We start from the raw sequence: 19,621 nt of genomic DNA, 5'->3' as shown, positions 1-19,621 counted from the left end.
ACGTCGCCCGCGACGGGCGGCCGGTGAAGACACCCCGCACGCTTCCACCGCCCTGCGGCTTGGCGCAGTAAGCACGCATCCGGGACCGAAGGATGAGCACGGTGCCGCCGAGGGGAGTCGGGGCATGAGTAGGCCATGGGGCTCATGCTTCTGGGCATGGCGGGATGAAACGTTTCTTCCTGAAGCGGAGCGACACACCGCTTCCGTGACGGGGCCGGAAGGGCCCCACAGGGAGAGGAACCACCCATGAAGAGCAAGATCATCGCTTCGGTGACCGTCTGCGCCACGATCGCCGCGGCACTCCTGGCCAAACCGTGGGGGAAGCGCCGCTCCCTTCAGGCAAGCGGTCCGGCACGCTCGGCCGAAGAGAAGGACTGCCCCGGCTGCGGGCACCCGGGTATCGCAACGAAGCACTGCCCCGCCTGCCGCCACCCGGGCACGACCTGACCTCCTTTGGAGCGCCCGCTGCCGCGGGGAAGCGGCAGCGGGCGCACGCATGTTCGCCCGTCGATCAACATCACGCCCTTCACACTTCCGCACGGCCACCGACGGGGGCTTCCGCCGAGGAGCCCTGTGGAGCGTCTGCTCCCCCGTCCAGGGCGTCGGCCCCGTTCGAGTGGCTCGACCTGATCGATCGGGGCAGAACGGCACGTACCCGGGTTCCGGGCGACACGCGTTCGATCGTGCAGTGTCCGCCGATCTCAGCTACCCGCTCCGTCATGGAGCGCAGCCCCACCCCTCGGGACTCCGGGGGTGACCCCGGCATCGGCAAGACCGCCCTCGGTGACGGAGCGGATCAGCACGCTCCTGACGATCGGCGGGTGCTTGAGAAGCGGGTGCGGGCCCATGCCCCTCCGCAGCTTGCCGCCCAACGTGCGCCCATAGTTCTACTTGCTGCTGCCGGGTGTCCGGCATGGCGGATAGCGGAGATCGTCCGGGTGATGTCACCACCGTGGAGAGCTGGCCACATAACTAACGTAGCAGCAATCCTGTGGCTAGCCAAGTATTCGCGGGGGCGAAGATGACCACCTCGGCTCGCATCGGGGTGCGCTGAGCACCTGAATGGCCGACCACGTGAACGAATGCGGCGACCGCCACCAACCTGCGCCCGTACCGCAGGTCACCCAGACACCTGTCATCCTTCACGCGACGTTGCTCGACCCCTCGAAGCGTGAAGAATGGTCGCCCTGCTGCCCCGGGAACGAACCAAGATCAGCGGGTCAGGTGAACGGCGGGGGTTGAACACCAAGCTCAGTGACTCTCGTGTCGGGTGGGCTCTGTGGCTGACGGCCGTGTCGCTGCCCAACTGGCAAGGAGCTTGAGCCGGTCTTCGGAACAGGTGCCGGGCTCGGCGGTATAGATGGTCAGATCGTAGACCGCACGGTCGGCAAGAGGCAGGTCCATGGATCGGTACGCCAGTTCCAGGCGGCCGACGTCGGGGTGCTGCAGCCGCTTGATGCCGTGGTGGTGGATGCGGACGTGGTGGGCGGCCCACTGGGCGCGGAACTGGGTGCTGAGCGTGGACAGTTCGCCGATGAGCTCGCGCAGGGCCCGGTCGCGGGGTTCGCGACCGGCTTCGGCGCGCATCAGCGCGACGGTGGTCACGGCGGCCGCCTGCCAGTCCACGAAGAGATCGGCTGAGCCTGGATCGAGGAAGAGGTAACGGGCGATGTTCGGCCGGCCGCGCCGGTCGATGGTGTCGCTGTCGAACATCGGCGCGTGCAAAGCACGGAACAGCGCGTTGTGGGAGATGACCTCCATGCGGCCGTTGCGTACGAAGGCCGACGACTTCGTCATCGAGTCGAGCATCCACTGGACGGAGGGCGGCACTTCGACATCCCTGCGGCAGCGAGGTGCGCGCCGGGTGGTACCGGCTGCTCGGGCCAGGTCGAACAGGTACCTGCGCTCGTCCTCGTCCAGTTGCAGGGCGCGGGCGACCGCTTCCAGGACGGGGACGGACGCCTGCATGCGCCCCTGCTCGACCCGGGTGTAGTAGTCGGTGCTGATGGAAGCCAGCTGCGCGACCTCCTCGCGCCGCAGCCCGGGCACTCGGCGTGGTCCGCTGGTGGGCAGTCCGACCTCCTCCGGGGTGATCCTGGCCCGTCGGCTTGTGAGGAAGTCCCGGATGTCGGCACGGTTGGCGGCCTGGTGGTCGGGGCCGGGGTCCCGGCGATCCGCGCCATGGGCGGACCGCCGCCCGGGAGAGCTCGGCGATGGGGCAGCAGGGCGGCCCGGGAGGTCGGTCGGCCCGAGGCCGGCTTCACCAGGCATACGCCTGCGGGGCTTCCCCTGGACCCGGCCAGATACGGTCGAGGCGTTCCACGGCCTCGTCGTCCAGGTGCACGGACAGTGCACCGAGGTTGGACCGTAGTTGCTCGCTCGTCGTCGCTCCGGTGGCCGTGGTGGAGACGGCAGGGTTGTGCAGCACCCAGGCCAGCGCCACGTGCGCCGGCTTCGCGCCCAGCTCCCGGCACAGCCCTTCGTACGCTTCGAGCTGGTCGCGGTGCGCGTCGATGCGCTTCAGCATCGACTCATCCCGGATGTGTCCCTCGGCGGCGGACTCGAGTGCGCCCGTGAGCAGGCCGGCGTGTAGCGGGCTGTAGGGGATCAGGCCGATTCCGAGGTGGCGCAGCGCGGGGACGAGTTCGTGTTCCACGGCTCGCACCGCGAGGTTGTACAGGCTCTGTTCGGAGGTCAGGCCCAGGAAGTGCCGTGCTGCGGCGGCCGATTGGGCGAGGGCCACGTCCCAGCCGGCGAAGTTGCTGCTGCCGACGTAGCTGATCTTGCCGTCGCGTACGAGCTGTTCCATCGCCTGCCAGATTTCCTCCCAGGGTGTGGCCCGGTCGATGTGGTGCATCTGGTAGAGGTCGATGTGGTCCGTCTGGAGCCGTCGCAGGCTCGCCTCGCACGCGCGCCGGATGTGGTAAGCGGACAGTCGGCGGTCGTTCGGCCCCAGACCCATCGGCTGGTACACCTTCGTGGCCAGGACGATCTCGTCGCGGCGCCTGAGCCACCGGCCGACGGTCTCTTCCGAGACGCCGTACCCCTTCTTCATGTCCGCCGACTGCGGGCCGCCGTAGACGTCGGCGGTGTCGAAGAAGTTGACACCCGCTTCGACGGCGGTGTCCATGACCGCGAAACTGGTCGGTTCGTCCACGGTGAAGCCGAAGTCCATCGTCCCGAGGCCGATCCGGCCGACCAGCAGACCGGAGCGGCCCAGGTGCCCGTATCTCATCTCGTCACTCATGCACGCACCGTCCGTTCGTGAGGCGTGGCCTGTCAGGGCTTCAGCAGGACCTTGATGGCGCGGCGTTCGTCCATCGCCCGGTAGGCGTCGGCGGCCTGGTCGAGGGGGAGGGCGAGGTCGAAGACCTTGCCCGGGTCGATCTGCCGGCTCCAGATCAGGTCGATCAGCTGCGGCAGGAACTCACGGACCGGGGCCGGGCCGCCGTGCAGGTGCGCGTGGGAGAAGAACAGCTCCTGGCCGTCGAGCGTGACGTCGTGGGAGACGCCGACGTAGCCGACATGGCCGCCGGGGCGGGCGGAGCGGATCGCCTGGAGCATCGACTCCTGGGTGCCGACCGCCTCGATGACGGAGTGCGCGCCGAAGCCGCCGGTCAGCTCCTTGATCTTCGCCACGCCTGCGTCGCCGCGCTCGGTGACGATGTCGGTCGCGCCGAACTCCAGGGCCAGCTTCTGCCGGGAGGCGTGCCGGCTCATGGCGATGACCCGCTCCGCGCCGAGCTGCCGGGCGGCCAGCACGCCGAGCAGACCGACCGCGCCGTCACCGACCACGGCAACGGTTTTGCCGGGACCGGCCTGGGCGGCGACGGCGGCGAACCAGCCGGTGCCGAGCACGTCGGAGGCGGTCAGCAGACTGGGGATCAGGTCCTCGTCCGGGGTGTCCGGGGTGGCGACGAGGGTGCCGTCGGCGAGCGGGACGCGCAGCCGCTCCGCCTGGGCGCCCATCTCGTTCATCCACTCGCGCTGGACGCAGGACGTCTGGTAGCCGGCGCGGCAGTTGGCGCAGGTGTTGTCGGAGGTGGAGAAGCCGCCGACCACGAACTGGCCGGGCCTGACGGTGGTGACGGCGCTGCCGATCTCCTCCACCACGCCCACGTACTCATGGCCGATCGGGGAGCGTGCCTCGAAGGGCTCGGCCCCGCGGTAGGGCCACAGATCCGAGCCGCACACACAGGCCGCCACCACCCGGATGACCGCGTCCGTGGGCTTCAGGATCTTCGGGTCCTCGCGCTCCTCCACCCGGAAGTCACCGGGGGCATGCATCACGACACCGCGCATGAGAGGTTGCTCCTTGCATACGGGGAACCGGCCGCATCGGACGGCCGGGCGGGCTGAATGCCCACGTCATCCAGGGAACCCCCGTTTCGCGCGGGCAACCAGTTGCTGTTGAACCATGTACTGGCAGTACATCCCTACGGCCGCGCAGACGTCGTACGGTCAGGGGTGTGGACAACCGTGACGAAGTCCGCGAGTTCCTCACCTCGCGGAGAGCCAAGATCACCCCGGAGCAGGCCGGACTGCCGGCCGGCACCCGGCGGCGCGTGCCCGGACTGCGCCGCAGCGAGGTCGCCACACTGGCCGACGTCAGCGTCGACTACTACGGCAAACTGGAGCGCGGCAACCTCACCGGAGTCTCCCCCGCCGTGCTCGAATCGATCGCCCGCGCACTCCAGTTGGACGAGGTCGAACGGACGCACCTGCTCCACCTGGCCCAGGCCCAGGAAGGCTCCGACACGCTTGCCCGCCCCCGGTCACGCTCCAGCCGACAGCGGGCCTTGCCCAAGAGCCTGCAGTGGACCCTGGACGCCGTCACCGCCGGGCCCGCGTTCGTGACGAACGGCCGCCTGGACCTGCTCGCCGCCAACCAGCTGGCCCGCGCCCTCTTCGCCGACCTCTATGACAGCGGCTCCCAGCCGCCCAATATGGCCCGTTTCCAGTTCCTCGGCCCGGCGGCCCGCCGCTTCTACCCGGACTGGGACCTCATCGCCGACATGACCGTGGACGTGCTGCGCACCGAGGCCGGCCGCAACCCGCACGACAAGGATCTGCACGACCTGGTGGGCGAGCTGTCCACCCGCAGCGACGCCTTCCGCACCCGCTGGGGCTCCCACAACGTGCGCCGCCACGGCACCGGTGTCAAACGCTTCCACCACGCGGTCGTCGGCGAGCTCACCCTGGCCTGGCACGGCTCGGCCGTGGACGACGAACCCGGTCTCACCCTCCTCATCTACACCGCCGAACCCGGCTCACCCTCCGAAGAAGCCCTGCGCCTCCTCGCCTCCTGGACCGCCTCCCAGGACAGTGCCGACCCTGCCGGTCCTCTGACGCGGTAGCTGCGTAGCTGGCCTCACGGGAGGAGGCGGTCAGGCGGTGGAGGTCGGTGCCTGCTGCCGTGTACGTCACAACGACCCGCACGGCAGCCTGTTCCGCGGCGGAAGTGCGGCAGCCATCGACCAGCAGCTGCGCCACCGACGCACGTCGCCAGCTCAAAGCCGACAACCACGGCCTTCGACCCTGCGACTGGGACCTGGCCGAGCAGCTCGACTTCCCCGTCACCACACATGGCCGTGGGCTCGGGTCAGCAACTCGCCCAGGCGCAGGTCGCCGTACTCGCTGCCCTAAAGTCGTGGGTGCCGACCTGCACAGCCAAGCACCGCCTCATGCGCGAGGCTGCCGCGGCCGGTCAGTTCGTCGGCGCCCGCATCGCCGTCCACCACCTCGGTTGACCGCGGCGGCTTTAAGAGGTCCTAGTGGCAGCCGGTCTCGCATATTGCGCAGGTCTGGTCACCGGTTCGCAACGGACGGCGTCAGGGTGATCGAAAGCGCCGCGGTGTGGCTGAATATGGTCTCTCCAGCTCACGCGGTTACGCAGGCAGCCGCTGCCACCACCTTGGGGGACACATCATGATGATCACGCATCGCCGCAGACAGATCGCGTTCCGGACGCTCGCCCTGAGTGCATGGGCAGCCGGCGTCCTGGCGCTCACCGCCTGCTCCTCCACCTCCTCGGATGCGGAGGGTACGGCGGCGGCCGCCACTCCCTCACCGGCCAAGGGTGAGAACAGCACCGAGGCGACCGCGTCCGCCAACGCGCTGCCCGCCGGGAAGATCTCGCCGTCGCCCGCCAACAAGGTGCCCTCTTCCCCGGCATCCGCGACATCACCGGCGGCATCGGCCGTGGGCTCGCCGGCTGCTGCCGGGACCGGTGGCGAGGACGACGGCTGCGACCACAAGATGCCCATCTCACCCGACGAGATCGCGGTCTACCGCTACACGCCCGAGGGCGGGTCCCTGAGTCTGATCATCCGGCACGGCAACTGGGGCTGCGGCACACCGGATTCCGACGGCGCGCCGTTCGAGACAGTCGGCAAGGAAACCTATCTGCCCCTGGATCAGGCCGCGTACATCACCGTCACCAACCCCATCGTGGCGAGCACCGAGAACCAGCCCATCGGTGTCCAGGAGTTCCTGGACTGGCTGGAAGCACACCCCGACAGCGGCCTGGTTTTCCAGTACCACCTCGGTGCGGACGGAGCCATCGACCACCTTGAGCAGATCTTCACTCCCTGACGCGGACGCGGACGGGTCTCCCACCCGCACACCCGCCGCCAGGGCCGCGGGTGGAACTCCCCCGCTGCAGTACGGCAACCGGGCCCTCGTGCACTGCCGGCGGTAGGCCCTCGCCCGAGCAAAGTCGCGCGGCTGGCTGCTGTCGCGTCGACTGACTCCATCGCTGCGCCTGCGCCGCCTGGAGGGCAAACGGAAAGGGCGCGTAGTTTCCGATTCCGTATCGCTCAAGCAGTCCCGCCAGGCCACCCCGGTACGGGACTTCCACCCGATCGCCTGGCAAACCGTCGCCTCGTCCGGCCGCTGGCAATCCGCAAAGACACTGACAGCAGCGGCCGAACGCACGCCCACTCCACCACTGGCGCAGTCGAGCCAGCCAAGCCCCCCGAGCGGGGTGCGCCCCAGGAGCCGCCCGTGTTCACGGTTCGATCGGGACGTCGGTTACCCGGTCCTCCGCGTCGAAGCGGATGGGGCGAAAACCGCCTCCCAGTTGTCACTTGAAAGCTCAACTGCGTACCGCTTCAGTGAAATCCGGTTCAACAGCGGAACCAGAGTGCTAGACATCGGAACGATCCGATCTGAACAACGCACTGTGACCGCCTCGTTGAGGAGAGTGTCGATCACGAGGCGGATCCGAGCCGATAGGACGACCGTGTCGCAAACCCCCACTGCCACGGGCCGAGGATTCGGTGCCCGCAACTTGCGTGTGGCCCAAAAGCTTCAGGCCATCCTGCTGATCCCGGTACTCGTCGCTCTCGTCCTCGGCGGCGTACGCGTCAAACGCTCCGTCGACACCTGGCAGGCCGCCAAGGACGCGGTCCGCGTGGCGGAACTGATCCAGGCGGCGAACACCTACGCCAGCGACGCCATCAACGAACGCGACGTCTCCGTCATCCCGTTGGTGAAAGGCGACCGCAACTCCGACACCGTCACCAAGGCCCGGCAGATCACCGACCAGGACGCGAAGAAGTTCGACGAAGCGGTCGCCCGCATGCCGAGAACCGCCAGCCTCGAACGCCGGGTCCAACTCGTCCGCGCGGGCGAGAAGCGGCTCGCCACGGTACGCGCCAACGCCTTCACCGCCAACCTGACCGGCGTGCAGACCGAGGAGAGCTACCACGCCGTGCAGCACCCGCTGATGGAAATCTCCAACGAACTGGGCTTCGGCATCAGCAGCCAGGCCACCTTCGGCCGCACCCTGTACGCCATCTCACTCACCCAGGCGGCCGAGTCGCTGATCCGCGCCATCGGCACCCACCTCCTCATCGAGGACCGAAGCAAGCTCGCCCAGGGTGAACTCCAAGCCCAGCTCGCCTCGTTCAGCTCCTACATCTACCTCGAACAGGTCGCGCTGCAGGAGTACACCGGCTTCGCCGGCACCGACGACACGGCTCGGTTACGCAAGGCGCTCGCGAACGCGGAGGGGAAGGGGCGGCAGCAGATCGCAGAGGCCCGGACGCGGGCCGAGGCAGCCGGGCGGACCTTCGTCCCCCCGCCGAGTCTGGACCAGATGACCACCGCCATCGCCTCCGGCGCGACAGCGACACAACTCACCGAACGCGGCGTCACGCCCGCGACGTTCTTCGCCGCCTCCACCCTCAGCTTCGACGCCTACCGCAGCGTCGAGATCTACCTCACCAGCACCGCCCTGGCCGAAGCCCACGACATCGCCGACGACGCCCGCAACGACGCCATCGTCAACGCAGCGCTCGTGCTCGCCTCCATCCTCGTCGCCTTCCTCCTCGCGAACTGGGTGGCCCGCACGATGAGCACCAGCATGCGCCGCCTCAGCGCCTCCGCCCATGCCATCGCCGCACAGCGACTGCCGGAGCGGCTGACCCAGCTCACCCGCGCCGTCCCGGGCCGGATCGACTCCGACGTCGAACCCATCCCCATCACCAGCACGGACGAGATCGGCGAAGTCGCCCGCGCCTTCGACCACGTCCACCGCGAAGCCGTCCGGCTCGCCGCCGAGCAGGCCCTGCTGCGCGCCAACATCAACACGATCCTCGGCAACCTGGCGCGCCGCAGCCAGCCCCTCATCGAGCGCCAGCTCGCCATGATCTCCGACCTGGAGGGCAGGGAAGCCGACCCCGACCAGCTGGAGAACCTCTTCCAGCTCGACCACCTCGCCACGCGTGTGCGCCGCAACGGCGAAAACCTCCTGGTGCTCAGCGGCGAGACTCCCGCCCAGCAGTGGGACCAGCCCATGCCTCTCGTCGACGTCGTCCGCGCCGCGGTCTCGGAGGTGGAGCAGTACGAGCGCATCCAGCTCTCCGGCATCCCGGAAGCCCAGATCGACGGGCGCGCCATCAACGACCTGGTCCACCTGCTCGCCGAACTCCTGGAGAACGCAGCGGCCTTCTCCTCCCCGCACGTCCCGGTCCACATCACCGCCGCACGACTGCCCGACGGCCGGACCATCCTCGAGATTCACGATCAGGGCATAGGCCTGCCCCACGAAGAGCTCGCGGACATCAACCGCATCCTTGCCGACCCGCCCACCGTCGACGCCGCGATCTCCCAGCGCATGGGCCTTTTCGTGGTGGGCCGACTGGCCGACCGACACGGCATCCGCGTTCAGCTACGCCCCTCCCACGAGGATCAGGGGACCACGGCGCTGGTGATGTTGCCCCAAACGGTCACCCATCGAGCGGCGAGGGAAGAACCCGACGCCGACACCATGGCCCTGGTCGCCTTCGTGGACAGTCGCTTCACCAAGGACGCCCCACACACCAACGAAACGTGGGACAACCAGCCGTCCTGACGCAGTGTCTCCGCTCAAGGAGCTCAAGCGCCACGGCCCGCGCACGAGGTCACTACGCGGCAGGATCGCCAGCAGACGTACCCCGGCCCGGATCACCAACTCCTCGACCACAACCTGACCTTGCCCGTTCAAAAGGCCGGCACCCGGCTGGTACCGGGGTCTCGTCAGGTACCGAGATCCTCGATGATCTCGCTCACTTGGCGGCTCAATCTGGGTCCCCACCACGTCGGCAAGGGCGCGAGGCGGGCGACAGCCGCTCCCAGCCATTCCGAGTCACCAAGGCGGTGCAACGCCCGCGCCTCGGACGTCTTTTGGAACAGGGACTTCACCAAGAAGACGTGCGAACCCGTGTAGGGCCGCTCGTGATGGGTGTAGTTCAGCGACCACGGTTCGTAGGGAGCGAAGGGTCCCACCCACGGAGCAACCGCTGGGGCCCGTTTCCAGGTGGCCGCCGCCGAGCGCGCCCAGAACGCCCATGGTGCGGGTGGCATGACGCGCGCGAAATGTGGCTCGGATCTGCAGCTCCACGAACTTGGACCACAGGATGACTGCACGAGGTCCCGGTGCTCCGGGCTCGTGATGCTCCATGCCCTCGGCGGTAAGGACAAGGCACGACCCGCCCTCCCGCTTGGGGTCCTCGATGATCCAGCGGTCCCCCACCAGTTCCAGTGGCCCCAGGTGCTCTGCCATGTCGCCCCGTCGGTCGTCTGTTCGTCCGACCCTGGACCCTACCGTTCCTAAACGGTGTCCAGGAGTGAGCTTTGATCCACATGTCATGTCGAAGGCGCCCCCGCTCGAACGCGAGGCGAAGCGGCGCCTGGCCAGGACCAGCGGGTTCAGTTCAGCCCGCATCCGGCTCACGCTGCCGAACTCCATCTACCGCACTAGGTCGATCCGTGGCCACACATTGGCCCTGCGCCTGCGCTCAAGGCGCCGGATCAGCCGCAGCAACGTGGAGCCGCTGACCGGCATCGACAACTGGGCGGCGAGACGTTCGCCAGCCCGCCCTCCCACTGCCAAGGCCACCTGCCCGCATCGAGGACCCGGTCATGGTCCACACCCCGGGCTACAGGTACGTCGTCCAGGGCCTTGAGGTCACCGGCCCCCGGGCCTTGGCCCAAATGGACATTCCGCGCTACGAGACCCTCAGTTCCCGCCACGGAGCGCGTCGAGGACATGCGGCCAGGCAGCCGCCCCCAACCGGGCGTCCGCTTCGGGCGTGCCTCCGTACTCAAAGCGCGGGGACGCCGACGCAGGGCTCTCGCCGGGAAAACGTGGGCGGTGACCGGCGTCGTGACGAGCGATCAGACGCACCGAGGTCCCGGCTGAACGCCCGCGTTGTGCCAGCTGTTCAGCGAAGGGAAGAGACGGCCACATCGCATCATCGCCACCCGCGACCAACAGCAGATCAGCCCGCGCCGCATCCACGGGGATCTCCGCCGAAGGCAGCAGATCAGCAAACGTCTGCTCGCTGAGTTCGTACCAACCGCGGATGGCGACCGGCCCACCATCCGCCTGTGCGGGAGTCCAGGAATCGTCCAGCGGAACGAAAGGCAACGCCCGCTCCCGCCAGGTCCAGGACGATCGATAAGGGCGATCGGCTCCATCGCGCCCCGGTCCGACGTTGCACCAGACCCGAGACGTGGGCGACACCGCGACGACGAGATCCACGCGCGGATCATGCACCGCCGTCAACAGAGCTGCCTCGGCCCCCTTCGAAGTGCCCAGAATGCCAATGCGTTCCGCCCCGTTCAGCCGCAGACAGTCGACAGCGGCGGTGAACGTCTCCAGGGGGATCTCGCAGATCCCCGGCGACTGCCCCGGACCGCCGAACCAGCGAATCGACACTGCCGTCATGCCCTGCTGGGCAAGGATGCGTGCCCTCTCCCGCTCGATCCGCCCGCTCGAACCCGCCAACACCAGGACACCAATGTCACTGCCGCCGACGGGAGCAGCCAATACGCCCTCCCACGGATCGGTCAGCTCGCGCTCAATGACATCCACGTGGCCCCTCTGCCAGTCCCCTGCAATCCGTCTGCTCAGCCTAATGTTTCGAGATCGGTCAGAAGACGAGATGGGCCTCGTCACGGTCGAGCCGCCGATACGGCCGCACCCTGGCCAACAGACGGCTGCCGGTAGTCGGCCTCTATGTCGTCGACCTGAATGACCAGGAACATCTCGCGGGTACACGGGGTGAGGATCTTCGCCGTGCAGTAGGCGGCGATGTCGACAGCCGCGGCGACCATCAGCTCTTTGAGTCGGCGCTTGTTGCCCAGCGCCCTACCGCAGCGCACGCGCACACCGGGACGGCCGGCGAGCAGCGGGCGGATCTCGGCGCGACCGTGCTGGCTCTGGACACCTGTGTGTGCGGTCTGGGCCGGGTTGCCCCCGGGCGTTGTGCGGCCGTCCCATCAACCGGACTACGGCAGGACGAGAGGCACGGTGATGGTGAGGTGTTCGTCGGTGGTCGGCAGGGCGGTGGCAAGAGCGTTCATACGAGTTGCGAGGTGGCCGATCACCCGGCTGGTCAGATCCTCGTCCCACTGCGCTGTGCCCTCCGGTGGCAGGCACATCTCCTCCTGGGCAGGTGGGTTGCCACCGAGATAGCGCGCGGTGTCCATGTTGACGACCCAACAGGCCAGTGCGATCTTCACCTGCCCGGGTGCCGACCACTGCGCCCGTACGTGGGCGCACATGCTGAAGTCGTCCCCGCCGAATGTGACTGTCGTGGAGAACGACCTGCCACGGGGGTATTGCCGTATCAGCTTGAGTACTGCAGGTTCCACGACGGCTCGCGCCATAGGTTCCGTAAACACCCTCTGCCCCCTGTCGAGCTGGCCTTCAGCGTCCCAGACGGGGCCTTCGACGGAAAGATCAGCTGCCGTCCCGACCTCCTTTCCCCTCCAGGGAACGGCCTGCACCTCCTGAGCATGCGAACCGCACCGGACAGACGGACAAAGGCATTGCCACAGTGACCACGGTGCGGGTGCAGGCCGCGGCGGTACCCAGGTCATCGTCGCCGCCGGGGGCCTTGCCGGGGTCGGCCGCGGTGGCGCTTCCGGTACCGAGCGCCGCGAGTTGAACGCCGGGATTTCTCCGAGGCGTTCTGCCGTCGGCCGGCCACGTCCCGTCCCGGTCGCGGCCGTCGGGACTTTGTAGAGACGGTGGATGCGCCAAGTGCCTTGTCCCTAGGATGTATTGCCTGATGCACCGGTCAGCTCGGTGCGGTACACGACTGGGGAGACGATGGAGTCCGGGAAGCGGTTGTCCACCAAGATCGACGCCACGGTTCCGACGGCCGCGCGCATGTACGACTACTACCTCGGCGGCAAGGACAACTACGCGGTCGACCGTGCCGCCTGCGAGGAACTGGACAAGGTGGTGCCCAGTACCCGGGCGCTTGCGCTGAACAACCGGCACTTCCTGCAGCGGGTGGTGGGGACGCTGGCGCAGGAGTACGGCATCCGGCAGTTCCTGGACCACGGATCCGGTCTGCCCACGCAGAACAACGTGCACCAGGTGGCCCAGCGCATCGATCCGACCTCGCGCGTCGTGTACGCGGACAACGATCCGATGGTTCTGGTGCACGGCCGGGCCCTGCTGGACCAGAACGACCGCACGGCCGTGATCCAGGCCGACCTGCGCGACACGGACGTGATCTTCTCCCACCCCGACACCCAGCGGCTGATCGACTTCTCGCAGCCGGTGGGCGTGCTGTTCAACTCGGTGTTCCACTGCATTCCGGACAGCGACACGGAAGGCCCGCTCGCGGTGGTGAAGCGGGTGACCGAGCGGCTCGTGCCTGGTAGTTGCCTGGTGATGTGCCAACTGGTCAGCGACGACCCTCAGGTGCGGGACTTCGTCACCGACTTCATGGACAAGGCCACGCAAGGGCACTGGGGTCGGGTGCGCGAGGAGAAGGACGTCGCGCAGTGGTTCGAGAGGCTGGAGATCCTCGAGCCTGGCCTGGTGGAGGTGTCCACCTGGCGGCCCGACACCGAGGTGGCGCCGCGTCAGCTGACGCAGGAATGGGTCGAGTTCGGCGGATGTGGCCGCATCCTGTGACGGAGCGGCACCGGCTCACTGGCCCTCGTAACGCAGCTTGACGGTCTCACGCAGACGGTCGAGGGAGTCGCGAGGGCTGAGCGCGTCGTCGGCCAGTTGGTCCAGCGCCACGCGGTACTGCTCGGTCTCGTCACGGTCTTCCAGGAACGTCGCACTCCTGATGTGCTCCAGGTAGACGATGTCCGGGAGGTCGAGGCCGCCGAAGCGCAGGTAGGTGACCGGGATGGCCGGTGCGGATGCGTTGGTCACGTCCAGGGGTACGACCTGCACGACGACGTGCGGCTGCTCGGCCATCTCGATGAGGTGCTCCAGCTGTTCGCGCATGATCTCGCGGCTGCCCAGGATCCGCAGCAGCACCGACTCGTCGACGATCGCCCACAGCTGTGGCGCGTCCGGCCGCCTCAGCAGCTCCGCCCGCTTCATGCGCAGCTCCACCCGGCGGTTCACCTCGCGGCTCGGGGCCCCGGGCAGGCCGCGCTCCACGACGGAGCGCGTGTAGGCCGGCGTCTGCAGCAGTCCGGGAACGTACTGGATCTCGAACGTACGGATGGAATCGGCCGCTTCCTGCAGCCCGACGAGCCGGTCGAACCACTCCGGCATCAACCGCTTGTCGAAACGCTGCCACCACCCGGGCTCACCGGCCCGCCGCAGCAGCTGCAGCAGGACGGACGCCTCGTACTCGTCCGTCTTGTAGAAGTCCAGCAGCGCGCGGACATCGTCCTCGGTAGGTGGCCTGCGGCCCTTGCCCGCCTCGATGCGGGACAGCTTCGCCGGGCTGAACCCCACGGCCCGCGCCGCCTGCTCCTGCGCCATTCCCGCATCCTCGCGCAGGCCCGCCAGCTGCACGCCGACCAGCATCTTCAGCAAGGTCGGGGCGGGCTCGGTGCGCTGCAGGTACGGTTCGAGACGGGAGACACGCGGCGACTCGGAGGGCATCCTGACTCCCGGTGGGCAGAAGGCAACAGCCTGCATTATCGCACCGGTTGGCCACTGCGCGCATGTCCGGGCCCGCGGCGGATGCGGGCGGCGCGCATCTCCTTTCACATCAGGTCGTCGAACTCGCCGTCCTTCACACCGGCCAGGAAGGCCGCGACCTCGGCGGACGTGTAGACCAGCGCGGGGCCGTGCGGATCACGGGAGTTGCGTATGGCCACGCCTCCCTCGGTCAGGGGCGCCACCTCGACGCAGTTGCCCTCGGCGTTGCTGTGGCGGCTCTTGGTCCAGCGGACCTCCAGTGAACTCGCTTGCACCCCGTTCGGAACTGATGGCACTGCAGTCTCCTCGCGCATGGCTGGCTCGATCCACACGTGCAATTTCTCGTGAAATTGCACGGACTGGCTGTCGACGTGGATAATAACCCCGTCGCCAACGTCCGTGCTGGCGCCCAGATCTGACGTCCTGACGCCACCTCAGGAGATGCCGTGTCGCAGCCCGCGCGCCCAGCACCCTGGTCTGACCCGGCCGTGCTCCCGGCACACCGGGCCGCGCCCCTCGCCGCCGCTCCGCGCCCCACCGGCAGGAGCGCCACCCTGCGCCTGCCCGGCAGCAGCGAGGGATGCGTACAGGCACGCGAGTTCACCGAACGCGTCCTGGGCGAGTGGGAGTTGGGCCAGTGCCGGGACGACGCACTGACCGTCGTCTCCGAACTCGTCGCCAACGCCGTCCTGCACGGCCGCAAGAGCGACACCCTCGACGACGCCGAGTCCGAGGTCTGGCTGCGGCTCACACGCCGCACGGCCCACCTGGTGTGCGCCGTGACCGACCAGGGCGACGGACTTCCGCACACGGCGCACGCACCGAACGTGCTCAGCGAACACGGCCGCGGCCTGTTCATCGTCGAGGCCCTCGCACAGCACTGGGGCTGGACCCGCCACACACCCCACTACAAGACCGTCTGGGCCATGCTGCCCACAGGGGCGCGCCGGACATGAAGCCGCGTACCGAGCTCCAAAACGGTCAGGGAGCCGTGCCGCAGCCGCATCAGCCCACCACGCTCCGCGACGTCGCTCTCGTGTCCTGGGGCGACATCGAGGACTCGTCGGGATCCGCCGCCGCCATCCCCTACCTGCTCGCCGCCATCGCCTCGGGCGACAAGGCCGCCGCGCAGAACGCGCTGGACCGATTGCGGCACCGGATCTGCCGACACGGCTTCGTCATCGTGGGACAGGCGACGGCCGTCACGGTCCCCTTCCTCTGGGACCTGGTCCAGCGCCCGCAGACGTCGTGCCGTGTGCAGATCCTCCGCCTGCTGCGGAACATTGCCGACGCCCGGCAATGGGAGACCACGACCGCCGCCTACCCGAAGCTCCGACGCCGCCACGGTGACCACATCGAGTGGGAATCGGCCGCCCGCCGGGCCGTGCACGCCCAGCGCAGCATCATCCCGCGCCTCCTGGCCGAGCGCGACAACGAACTCGTGGACGCGACCGAGGCCCTCGCCTCCACGCTGACCGACTGAGGACCCCGGCGGCTCAGACGCTGCGGGCAACCCCGGCGCAGATACCGCTGGTTCCGAATGGGCCAGCGTGAGGACAGTGCGATCTCGGTGGCCCCGCGAAAGCGTCCGCCGAGAACCTCCGGGAACGCCAGGGCAGTGCGCCCATGCTGATCACTGTCGAGTTCGTCCCGGTCGAAGCAGTGGTTCACGCTGCCCGCAACGCTCGGCACGTCGGGTGGGGTGTGGTTCGTCAGTCATGCGGGGGCGGATCGGGCATGGGCGGAAGGTCGCCTGGCAGTCGCCAAGCCGTACGGCCGCATCCTGGACATCCACCACCTCGCGACCTCCAAGTGGCTCTTGCCAACGACCGCCTGAAGGCCGCCGACTCCAGGATCAGGCCGGATGCCGTACTCCCGCGGAACTCCGTGCGGGAGGCGAGATCACTCTGGCATCGAGGAGGGCGGGTGCGGGGTCGCGCTTTTCCCTGGGGTGTTCGTCAGGCTGCCGTGCAGAGGCAACACGCGTCGGTGAAGACTCGCACGACTTCGCGGTCGTCTCCTGCGCGCCAGACGACGGCCAGTTCACTGGGGGACAGGCCTGTGACGGGTCGGCAGACGAGGTCTTCTCGCTTGTAGATCTCGGCGTTGCCAGCGGAGAGGAGGACTATCCCGAGCCCTGAAGTGACCGCCTCGAACGTCTCGTCGGCGGTTTCGGCCGTCGCGGCGATGTGCGCTGGTGTCCGACGGTGATCGTTGCCGAGCCAGAACTCGCGGAGCGCTCCGGCCGCCGCCGGAAGGGCGATGAAAGGCTCATCGGCAAGGTCCTCGAAGCGGACGACGGGCCGGTCGGCCAGTGGATGACCGGCTGGGAGAGCGACCCAACGATCTTCCCTGGTGATCACTTTGTGAGAGAAATCGCCGCTCGTTGGGATGGGCAGCCAGGCGATGGCGACATCGACCTCGCTGCCGGCAAGTCCCACCGTCGGGTCGGCCCAGGTGACCTGTCGGAACTGGAGTCGCCAACCGGGAAGCAGCTTCTCCATCGTGGCGGTGACGGCCGGGATGAGTCCGCGGCCGATGCTCGTTTGGAAACCGACCGTGAGTGTCGCGTCGTGGGCCGCCACGGCGTCACCCACCGCACGCTGCGCTCCCTCCCACTGCTCGATCATCTGCCGGGCGTGCGGGAGGAGAGCATTGCCGGCGGCGGTGAGGGTGACCGTCCTGCGGTCACGCGCGAAGAGCGCGGTCCGCAAGGAGAGCTCGAGTTGGCGGATCTGTTTGCTCAGCGTCGGCTGCGAGACGAAGAGCCGATCGCTCGCGGCTCGGGTGAAGCTGAGCTCCTCTGCAACCGCGACGAAGTAGCGCAGGTCCCGGACGTGGACATCCATAGCCAAAGGCTATAACAGCAGCTCTTGGACAGACGGCGCGTGTGATTCCACGATTGCTCACCTGGTCGCAAGCAGGCGCCGCACGTGGTCGCCGCCCGGAGCTGATGGAGGTGGGCGCTGGTGGAACTGGGCGTCAATGGTCTGAACGCCAAGGCCACGCTGGGTCCTGGGGAGACGGTCCGGCTGGCTCGGCTGGCGGAGGAGTTGGGATACCGGTCGTGGTGGGCCGGTGAGCACGTCGTACTGCCCAGCCCTCGGGTACCGGCCGCGCCGATGGAGCCGACGGATCCGATTCTCGACCCGCTGGTGCACCTGGCCTACGTCGCAGCCGTCACTGAACGGCTGGAGCTCGGCACCGGGATCGTGATCCTGCCGCAGCGCAATCCGCTGGTACTCGCCAAGCAGGTCGCGAGCCTCGACGTGCTCAGCGGTGGCCGACTGCTTCTGGGGGTCGGAGCCGGATACCTCGAACCGGAGATGACCGCCGTCGGAGTGCCCTACTCGGAACGTGGCCGGCGCACCGACGAGTACTTGGACGCGATGAGGGCGCTGTGGACCCGGCCCGCGCCGTCATATCAGGGCCGGTACGTGGCCTTCGATGGCGTCGACGCACATCCGCGGCCTGTCAGGAAGGACGGACCACGGATCGTGATCGGTGGTCACAGCCCGGCCGCTTTCCGGCGGGCGGTCGCGCGCGGCCACGGGTGGTTCGGCAATGGCGACAGCCCGGATGATCTCGCTGGGCATCTCGCCGGGCTGCGGAAAGCGGCCACCGAGGTCGAACGCCCGGAATGGCTGGGCCGACTCGAAATCACCTTCATGCAGCTCTCCCCGGTGAACGCCGACACCGCCCGGCGTTACGCCGACCTCGGCGTCGACCGACTCGTGGTCTACCCACTTCCGCTGGAGGACCCAGCAGAAGTCGCCGCGTTCCTCGAACGGCACGCTGACCTGCCGCACTGACGTCGTTCAACCTACTCATGAGGAGCAGAATGCGAGCTTTGATCTACGACCCGGAGGCACCCGCAGGCCTGCGTCTCGCCACGGTCCCCGAGCCGATGCCGCATGACTCGCAAGTCCTGATCGACGTGCACGCGGTCTCGCTCAACTTCGCAGAACTCGCCTTCAAGGCTGATCGAACACGACCAGGCACCGTCCTGGGGCTGGACGCGGCAGGCGTCGTCATCCAGGCCGCGGCCGATGGCTCCGGGCCACCGCCCGGCGCACGCGTCGTGACGTTCGGGTGGGCGTCGGGGGCCTGGGCCGAGCGCCGCGCCACCGACACCGCAGAGCTCGCCGCTGTTCCCGATTCCGTCAGCCTCGCCTCCGCGAGCGCGCTTCCGGCAGCAGGCGTCACCGCGCTGCGAGCACTGCGGCAACTCGGTTCCGTGGTGGGCCGACGCGTCCTCATCACAGGGGCCTCAGGCGGTGTCGGACGCTTCGCGGTGCAGCTCGCCGCCCACGCCGGCGCACATGTCATCGCGTCCGTGGGCAGCCACGCCCGCGGGGAAGGGCTCCGCGAACTGGGCGCCGCCGAGATCGTCACTGGCCCGCAGAACATCACCGCACCCGTCTTCGGGGTGCTGGACAACGTCGGCGGCGCCCAACTGGCCGAGGCATTCAGCCTCTTGGAGGACGGAGGCTGCGTCCAGAGCATCGGGATGGCCTCCCGCGAGCCGACCACCATCGACTTCGAACAGGAGCGTCTGAGCGGCGGGCGCAAGCGGCTCGAATCCTTCACGGTCGGCGATCCCTCCTTCGGCCCCGGCTTCGGTCCAGACCTCGCCTACCTCATGGACCTCCTCGAAAACAAGGCACTCGACCCTCAGATCGGCTGGCGCAGCTCCTGGGAACGCGCGCCGGAAGCGGCCGAGGCGCTCCTTGCCCGCCGTGTCCTGGGTAAGGCCGTGCTCGATGTCAAAGCAACGCGGTGAGGTCCCACCTCTGGTGCAGACGCCACTCGCCGCAGGCGCGCTTTGTTGGCCCAGAACCGGATACAGGACACCTACCAGCCGCACCGTTCATCCTCCCCAGCGCCCCCCGCCACCGCGCTGTCACCCGCTGGGACGGTTCTGATCGCTCATCCTGTTCCGCAGGGCCTGCCAGGAAGAGATCACGTCGTCCTGGGTCTCGGCGAGCGCGGACTACAGGCCGTCCCGGTCGGCTTCGGCGCGGGCCTGCTTGTCGGCGAACTCCTGCTTTACACCGGTGAGTTGGTGCCACGCCCATCGCGCGGGTCAGGGCGAGATTGGCCTTCAGGCTGCGGACCTGGTCCTCGAAAGTGGGCAAGTGTGACGGGTCGGGGCGGTGGGAGCCGTACCCGGAGCGCTGGAATCGGATCGGGCAGGCATTGCCTCCCGCCTTCACGTTGGAC

19 protein-coding genes are annotated in these 19,621 nt (G+C 68.4%); 10 read left to right on the top strand and 9 right to left on the bottom strand.

Translation table 11 applies throughout. The features are described from left to right. The first annotated feature begins 246 nt into the window (after positions 1 to 246). Positions 247 to 447: a hypothetical protein gene (locus OHU89_RS46620; RefSeq protein ID WP_405652155.1), complete on the top strand. Its 201-nt coding sequence runs from the start codon at positions 247 to 249 to the stop codon at positions 445 to 447. An 804-nt stretch (positions 448 to 1,251) separates the two neighbouring features. Here the strand turns inward: OHU89_RS46620 and OHU89_RS46615 are convergent. From OHU89_RS46615 to OHU89_RS46605, 3 genes are read right to left on the bottom strand one after another with little or no spacing between them, the layout of a single operon-like run. Continuing rightward, complete coding sequence (locus tag OHU89_RS46615) at positions 1,252 to 2,271, bottom strand: helix-turn-helix domain-containing protein (RefSeq protein WP_405652153.1); 1,020 nt, start codon at positions 2,269 to 2,271, stop codon at positions 1,252 to 1,254. Then, complete coding sequence (locus OHU89_RS46610; protein ID WP_405652150.1) at positions 2,261 to 3,247, bottom strand: aldo/keto reductase; 987 nt, start codon at positions 3,245 to 3,247, stop codon at positions 2,261 to 2,263. The genes OHU89_RS46615 and OHU89_RS46610 overlap by 11 nt, the downstream gene beginning before the upstream one ends. 32 nt (positions 3,248 to 3,279) lie before the next feature. Continuing rightward, positions 3,280 to 4,302 carry a zinc-dependent alcohol dehydrogenase family protein gene (locus OHU89_RS46605; protein ID WP_405652147.1) on the bottom strand — a complete coding sequence of 341 codons (1,023 nt, stop codon included), beginning with the start codon at positions 4,300 to 4,302 and terminating at the stop codon, positions 3,280 to 3,282. Positions 4,303 to 4,469: 167 nt separating this feature from the next. Between OHU89_RS46605 and OHU89_RS46600 the strand changes: the two genes are divergently transcribed. From OHU89_RS46600 to OHU89_RS46585, 4 genes are all read left to right on the top strand, one after another. After that, the gene (locus OHU89_RS46600) at positions 4,470 to 5,357 is read left to right on the top strand and encodes a helix-turn-helix transcriptional regulator (protein ID WP_405652145.1); all 888 of its coding nucleotides are present in this window, start codon (positions 4,470 to 4,472) and stop codon (positions 5,355 to 5,357) included. Between the two features lie 228 nt (positions 5,358 to 5,585). After that, complete coding sequence (locus OHU89_RS46595; RefSeq protein WP_405652143.1) at positions 5,586 to 5,750, top strand: hypothetical protein; 165 nt, start codon at positions 5,586 to 5,588, stop codon at positions 5,748 to 5,750. Between the two features lie 178 nt (positions 5,751 to 5,928). Further along, positions 5,929 to 6,594, top strand: a complete 666-nt coding sequence (locus tag OHU89_RS46590; protein WP_405652141.1) for a hypothetical protein — start codon at positions 5,929 to 5,931, stop codon at positions 6,592 to 6,594. A gap of 703 nt (positions 6,595 to 7,297) precedes the next feature. Beyond that, on the top strand, positions 7,298 to 9,358 hold the full coding sequence (locus tag OHU89_RS46585; protein WP_405652139.1) for a nitrate- and nitrite sensing domain-containing protein: 2,061 nt from the start codon (positions 7,298 to 7,300) through the stop codon (positions 9,356 to 9,358). Positions 9,359 to 10,504: 1,146 nt separating this feature from the next. Here OHU89_RS46585 and OHU89_RS46580 read toward each other — a convergent pair. From OHU89_RS46580 to OHU89_RS46570, 3 genes are all read right to left on the bottom strand, one after another. Further along, positions 10,505 to 11,362 (bottom strand): acyl-CoA thioester hydrolase/BAAT C-terminal domain-containing protein, encoded by an 858-nt coding sequence (locus tag OHU89_RS46580; RefSeq protein WP_405652137.1) that lies wholly within the window; start codon positions 11,360 to 11,362, stop codon positions 10,505 to 10,507. An 80-nt stretch (positions 11,363 to 11,442) separates the two neighbouring features. Continuing rightward, complete coding sequence (locus OHU89_RS46575) at positions 11,443 to 11,652, bottom strand: hypothetical protein (RefSeq protein ID WP_405652134.1); 210 nt, start codon at positions 11,650 to 11,652, stop codon at positions 11,443 to 11,445. A 126-nt stretch (positions 11,653 to 11,778) separates the two neighbouring features. Continuing rightward, positions 11,779 to 12,054, bottom strand: a complete 276-nt coding sequence (locus tag OHU89_RS46570; protein ID WP_405652132.1) for a hypothetical protein — start codon at positions 12,052 to 12,054, stop codon at positions 11,779 to 11,781. A gap of 550 nt (positions 12,055 to 12,604) precedes the next feature. Here OHU89_RS46570 and OHU89_RS46565 point away from each other — a divergent pair. Further along, entirely contained in the window at positions 12,605 to 13,423 is an 819-nt protein-coding gene (locus OHU89_RS46565; protein ID WP_405652130.1) for an SAM-dependent methyltransferase, read from the top strand. 15 nt (positions 13,424 to 13,438) lie between these two features. Here the strand turns inward: OHU89_RS46565 and OHU89_RS46560 are convergent, their stop codons facing one another. Both OHU89_RS46560 and OHU89_RS46555 read right to left on the bottom strand, forming a co-directional pair. Continuing rightward, positions 13,439 to 14,359: a helix-turn-helix domain-containing protein gene (locus OHU89_RS46560; RefSeq protein ID WP_405652128.1), complete on the bottom strand. Its 921-nt coding sequence runs from the start codon at positions 14,357 to 14,359 to the stop codon at positions 13,439 to 13,441. Positions 14,360 to 14,463: 104 nt separating this feature from the next. Continuing rightward, positions 14,464 to 14,694, bottom strand: a complete 231-nt coding sequence (locus OHU89_RS46555) for a DUF397 domain-containing protein (protein ID WP_095046452.1) — start codon at positions 14,692 to 14,694, stop codon at positions 14,464 to 14,466. Between the two features lie 150 nt (positions 14,695 to 14,844). Between OHU89_RS46555 and OHU89_RS46550 the strand changes: the two genes are divergently transcribed. Continuing rightward, positions 14,845 to 15,354 (top strand): ATP-binding protein, encoded by a 510-nt coding sequence (locus tag OHU89_RS46550; RefSeq protein ID WP_405652125.1) that lies wholly within the window; start codon positions 14,845 to 14,847, stop codon positions 15,352 to 15,354. Then, the gene (locus OHU89_RS46545) at positions 15,351 to 15,881 is read left to right on the top strand and encodes a hypothetical protein (protein ID WP_405652123.1); all 531 of its coding nucleotides are present in this window, start codon (positions 15,351 to 15,353) and stop codon (positions 15,879 to 15,881) included. The genes OHU89_RS46550 and OHU89_RS46545 overlap by 4 nt, the downstream gene beginning before the upstream one ends. Positions 15,882 to 16,356: 475 nt before the next feature. Here the strand turns inward: OHU89_RS46545 and OHU89_RS46540 are convergent, their stop codons facing one another. Further along, entirely contained in the window at positions 16,357 to 17,247 is an 891-nt protein-coding gene (locus OHU89_RS46540) for a LysR family transcriptional regulator (RefSeq protein ID WP_405652120.1), read from the bottom strand. 120 nt (positions 17,248 to 17,367) lie between these two features. Between OHU89_RS46540 and OHU89_RS46535 the strand changes: the two genes are divergently transcribed. Beyond that, positions 17,368 to 18,210, top strand: a complete 843-nt coding sequence (locus tag OHU89_RS46535; RefSeq protein ID WP_405652118.1) for an LLM class F420-dependent oxidoreductase — start codon at positions 17,368 to 17,370, stop codon at positions 18,208 to 18,210. 29 nt (positions 18,211 to 18,239) lie between these two features. Beyond that, positions 18,240 to 19,181 carry a zinc-binding dehydrogenase gene (locus tag OHU89_RS46530; RefSeq protein ID WP_405652116.1) on the top strand — a complete coding sequence of 314 codons (942 nt, stop codon included), beginning with the start codon at positions 18,240 to 18,242 and terminating at the stop codon, positions 19,179 to 19,181. The last annotated feature ends 440 nt before the right edge of the window (positions 19,182 to 19,621 follow it).

Source organism: Streptomyces sp. NBC_00019 (genome assembly GCF_045041015.1).
Classification (GTDB): domain Bacteria; phylum Actinomycetota; class Actinomycetes; order Streptomycetales; family Streptomycetaceae; genus Streptomyces.
This window is presented reverse-complemented; position numbering and strand designations above follow the sequence as displayed.

Excerpts from the sequence above, each read along its gene's own strand:
- OHU89_RS46615 (WP_405652153.1), bottom strand. The coding sequence starts at position 2,271 with ATGCCTGGTGAAGCCGGCCTCGGGCCGACCGACCTCCCGGGCCGCCCT.
- OHU89_RS46595 (WP_405652143.1), top strand. The coding sequence starts at position 5,586 with ATGGCCGTGGGCTCGGGTCAGCAACTCGCCCAGGCGCAGGTCGCCGTA.
- OHU89_RS46530 (WP_405652116.1), top strand. The coding sequence starts at position 18,240 with ATGCGAGCTTTGATCTACGACCCGGAGGCACCCGCAGGCCTGCGTCTC.
- OHU89_RS46545 (WP_405652123.1), top strand. The coding sequence starts at position 15,351 with ATGAAGCCGCGTACCGAGCTCCAAAACGGTCAGGGAGCCGTGCCGCAG.
- OHU89_RS46565 (WP_405652130.1), top strand. The coding sequence starts at position 12,605 with ATGGAGTCCGGGAAGCGGTTGTCCACCAAGATCGACGCCACGGTTCCG.
- OHU89_RS46590 (WP_405652141.1), top strand. The coding sequence starts at position 5,929 with ATGATGATCACGCATCGCCGCAGACAGATCGCGTTCCGGACGCTCGCC.
- OHU89_RS46610 (WP_405652150.1), bottom strand. The coding sequence starts at position 3,247 with ATGAGTGACGAGATGAGATACGGGCACCTGGGCCGCTCCGGTCTGCTG.
- OHU89_RS46570 (WP_405652132.1), bottom strand. The coding sequence starts at position 12,054 with ATGTGCGCCCACGTACGGGCGCAGTGGTCGGCACCCGGGCAGGTGAAG.
- OHU89_RS46560 (WP_405652128.1), bottom strand. The coding sequence starts at position 14,359 with ATGCCCTCCGAGTCGCCGCGTGTCTCCCGTCTCGAACCGTACCTGCAG.
- OHU89_RS46605 (WP_405652147.1), bottom strand. The coding sequence starts at position 4,302 with ATGCGCGGTGTCGTGATGCATGCCCCCGGTGACTTCCGGGTGGAGGAG.
- OHU89_RS46540 (WP_405652120.1), bottom strand. The coding sequence starts at position 17,247 with ATGGATGTCCACGTCCGGGACCTGCGCTACTTCGTCGCGGTTGCAGAG.
- OHU89_RS46620 (WP_405652155.1), top strand. The coding sequence starts at position 247 with ATGAAGAGCAAGATCATCGCTTCGGTGACCGTCTGCGCCACGATCGCC.